Consider the following 3,805-nt stretch of genomic DNA (forward strand, 5'->3'; position numbering starts at 1 on the left):
CAAAAAATGCTCAGTTGGTTTTTACAACTCATTGTACTGATATTTTAGAAGCGGATATCTTGAGATTTTTAGAAGTAGCTACTGTGAACAAAAATCTTAATGAAGGATCAACGATAAGAAGGATTTCTGACTTCAAGGATTCTCTTGAATTTAAAAACATTCGCAACACAACTGATTTTAGAAAATTGTATTTGCAAGGCGTTTTTAAAGGGATACCTTTTCCATATATTTAACGGATATGTATGAGTAACTTAATTAATATCATCATCATCATTTGCGAAGGTAAAAATGAAGACGCGTACATACAAGAACTAAATAAAATACTTTAGAGAAAAAAATATAAGTATTAACTTAGTATCCAAACAAGCAGACAATGGAAGTTATGCTGCTGTTGTGAAAAAATATAAAGAGTTTAAAAAAATAAATCTAAGTATATACAATGGTCGCTTGAATGCGTTGATTATGTGTTTCCATAAAAAACCATACGATTTGTCAAGTTTTTGTGTTAACAAAATGGCTCAGTGTATATCAAAATGTTGGATAACAACCTCGCCAAATTTTTTAATTATGCAGTAAAATTATGTATAATAAATATAAAAGTCTATCTAATCACGGATACAAGATATGGTTCGGTCTCTGCTGGTATGAGGTTCTTTTTGTACAATGAGACTAAAACAAGACTGAAAAATAAAAATGACGAGGATTGATAATGCTGAATGTAAGCGTTTATTGAACAATAACGTTCCAAAAATAGTTAGCTCTTATACTTTATTAAGGGGTTAAAAGGTGAAATCGCAGATATTGAAGCAGAAGGAAGCAGGGATGTTTTAGGAGCAGAAGTTGGCGGAAATTATAACATAACGGAAAATGTTTCAGTTTTTGCAAACATAGACATTCTTACTGCGAAAGGGTATTGAAATGCAAAAGCTAACTTAGGAACAAGCTATAGATTTTGACGCACTAAGCAGATATTGAAGCAAAGATTGAGTAGTCTTATTTAAGCGGTTTGGAGTATAAAAATAGTATTTTCCCGAAAATAGATTATATAGCATACTCATAAATGATACATTACAGCGTTTGCATTATTTTAGCTATAGCTGTTTTAGCACTCACTGCGCGGGTTTTTGTTTTGTATTTTAAATTGCAATCTTACCGGAGCAAAATTTTAAGACTTAGTAACAAAGTTCAAGGCGTACCTGATTCAAATAATTTATTATCACTGTTAATAAGTGCTAATGAGTTTTCTCTTAATACGAAAAGCGTGGTAAATAAAGATGAATTCTTAGATTCTGTGGTGAAAGGTGCATGTAAGTTAGTTAAAGCTGCTTCCGTAACGCTTATGCTTACAGGTTCTGAAAATGACGATTTACATATTGTTTCGTCAAAGGGTTCTCCGGAGGATTTGAAGGCTAGTATAGGAAATCTTTGGGGGAAGAGTCCGCGATGCATGAACTTATTCAAGAGACAGGGACGCAGTTTGATATAGATGTGGTGGATATTTTTATCAAAATATTAAAAGAAATGTAATTATGAGCGGTATTTTATACATAGTTCCAACACCTATAGGCAATCTTGAAGACGTAACTCTAAGAGCATTAAGGATCCTTAAGGAATGCGATTTAATTGCTTGTGAAGATACAAGACGAAGTCTAAAATTTTTGTCTTATTTTGAAATTTCTAAACCTCTAATAAGTTTCTATTCCTACAATGAGCAGCATAGACTAGGGCAAATATTGGATAAAATGGCTAACGGTAAAAAAGTTGCTTTGATTTCCGATGCAGGCACTCCAGGTATTTCAGATCCTGGTTACACTTTAGTTAAAGAGGCGATAGGCAAAGGAATAAAGACTGAAGTTTTGCCAGGAGCAAGCGCTGTAACGACTGCTCTTGTAGGCTCAGGTCTTCCAACAGACGGTTTTATATTTTGCGGGTTTTTAAAAAGAAAACCCGGTAAAATGAGAAAAGAATTATTAGAACTTTTGAATTTACAAAAAACGATTGTTTTTTATGAATCGCCTCACAGGATACTTAAAACTGTAGAAGTATGTTTAAATATTTTTGAAGAAAATGCTAGAATTTGTTTAGCAAGGGAAATAACAAAAAAGTTTGAGGAATACATAAGAGGCACAATTAAGGAAGTCTTGGAAGATATAAAAAACAGACAAAATTTGCTTGGTGAGTTTGTTGTTTTAATATATCCTAAAAATGATGAATGTAAGGAAATATAATGATTAGAGTAGGAATTGTAGGAATAACAGGATATACAGGAGAAGAACTTTTAAAAATTCTTTCAAAACATCCGAACGTAAAAATAACCGGTCTTTATGGTAGAATCTCATCTACAGAAAGATATTTGCGAGATGTTTATTCGCATTTTGCTTATTTAGATTTAAAAATTGAATCCTTTGATACAAGGCAAATTGCAAACAGTTGCGATGTTGTGTTTCTTGCTTTGCCTCACGCTGTTGCTTTTGAAGTTGTTCCACAGCTTTTAGATGCAAGCGTTAAAATTATAGATTTATCTGCTGATTTTAGATTGAGAAATACGGAAGTTTACGAAAAATGGTACAAAATAACCCATATCGCAAAGAAATACATAAATCAAGCAGTTTATGGCTTATCCGAACTTAATTCCGACGATATAAAAAATGCTTTCCTGATTGCAAACCCAGGTTGTTATCCTACGTCCGTAGCATTGGGATGCGCTCCCGCAATAAAAAACAGTTTTGTAGATTTGAAAGGAATAATCATAGATTCCAAAAGTGGTATTTCTGGCGCAGGCAGGAAAAGCGCGCAAGAATATTTTGCTGTCGAACATCCAAATTTTAGAGCATATAAAATTGCAGGCAACCACAGACATATACCTGAGATAGAACAAGAGCTTTCAATTTTGTCGAGAGAAGAGATAACAATAAGTTTTACGCCTCATATTATGCCTGTTGAAAGAGGAATGTTTTCTACAATATACGTAAATCTTAAAAAAACTGTCGCTACGTCTGAAATAATTGAGAAGTATAGAGAATTTTACAAAGGCAGGCAGTTTGTAAAAATTTTAGATGAAGATGTAATGCCGTGCATAAAAGATGTTGCAAATACAAATTACTGCGAAATAGGTATGAAAGTTGACGATAGGACAAACAAGCTTGTTGTTGTTTCAGCTATAGACAACCTAGTTAAAGGCGCTTCAGGTCAAGCAGTACAAAATATGAATATTATGTTTGATTTGCCTGAAACTATGGGGTTGATATAGTTAATTACACAGGAACAGAGGAAATTAATAAATGCTTCCAAATGGATTTAAAGTTGGCGGAATACGCAGTGGTTTGTCAAAAAAAGCAGGCAAAAAAGATTTGGCTCTTTTTATTTCAGAATCTCCTGCGCATGCAGCTGGTATGTTTACTCAAAATGTTGCAAAAGCAGCGCCTGTGCTTATAGACATCGATAGATTAGAGAAAGGTGATAGGTTTTTTGGTGTTATAGCAAATTCTGGTTGTGCGAATGCGTGTACGGGTACAAGAGGGGCAAAAGATGCCGAATATATGTGTTCGTCTGTAGAAAAAGCCTTTAATTTAAATGAGAAGTCAGTTTTGTGCGCTTCTACCGGTGTTATAGGTCAGTACTTGAATATTTCAAAAAATAAATTTAGAGATAGTATTGATTTATTAAAAAACAGTGTTGGAATATCTCCAAAATGCGAAGATGATGCTGTGCTTGCAATAATGACCACTGACACTTTTGTAAAAAAAACCTGTAGAAAAGTTAAAGTAAAAAACGGCGAAACCAAAATTTGGGGGTGTGTAAAAGG

At 33.5% G+C, this 3,805-nt stretch carries 4 protein-coding genes and 1 pseudogene; all 5 read left to right on the forward strand.

The annotated features are described in order from the left end of the window. Window positions 1-233, forward strand: a pseudogene (locus LE180_RS06485) (ATP-binding protein); the annotation flags it as partial. An 827-nt stretch (window positions 234-1,060) separates the two neighbouring features. Then, complete coding sequence (locus tag LE180_RS06490; protein ID WP_374134640.1) at window positions 1,061-1,486, forward strand: hypothetical protein; 426 nt, start codon at window positions 1,061-1,063, stop codon at window positions 1,484-1,486. A gap of 43 nt (window positions 1,487-1,529) precedes the next feature. Then, window positions 1,530-2,228 (forward strand): 16S rRNA (cytidine(1402)-2'-O)-methyltransferase, encoded by a 699-nt coding sequence (gene rsmI / locus LE180_RS06495; RefSeq protein ID WP_374134641.1) that lies wholly within the window; start codon window positions 1,530-1,532, stop codon window positions 2,226-2,228. Then, window positions 2,228-3,250 carry an N-acetyl-gamma-glutamyl-phosphate reductase gene (gene argC / locus LE180_RS06500; protein ID WP_374134642.1) on the forward strand — a complete coding sequence of 341 codons (1,023 nt, stop codon included), beginning with the start codon at window positions 2,228-2,230 and terminating at the stop codon, window positions 3,248-3,250. The genes rsmI and argC overlap by 1 nt, the downstream gene beginning before the upstream one ends. 31 nt (window positions 3,251-3,281) lie before the next feature. Beyond that, window positions 3,282-3,805: bifunctional ornithine acetyltransferase/N-acetylglutamate synthase (locus LE180_RS06505; protein WP_374134643.1), on the forward strand; the 524-nt coding region annotated here is incomplete at its 3' end.

The organism is Candidatus Endomicrobiellum pyrsonymphae, assembly GCF_020328025.1.
Lineage (GTDB): Bacteria > Elusimicrobiota > Endomicrobiia > Endomicrobiales > Endomicrobiaceae > Endomicrobiellum > Endomicrobiellum pyrsonymphae.

Coding starts and splice junctions, on each gene's coding strand:
- LE180_RS06490 (WP_374134640.1), top strand. CDS start 1,061: ATGATACATTACAGCGTTTGCATTATTTTAGCTATAGCTGTTTTAGCA.
- rsmI (WP_374134641.1), top strand. CDS start 1,530: ATGAGCGGTATTTTATACATAGTTCCAACACCTATAGGCAATCTTGAA.
- argC (WP_374134642.1), top strand. CDS start 2,228: ATGATTAGAGTAGGAATTGTAGGAATAACAGGATATACAGGAGAAGAA.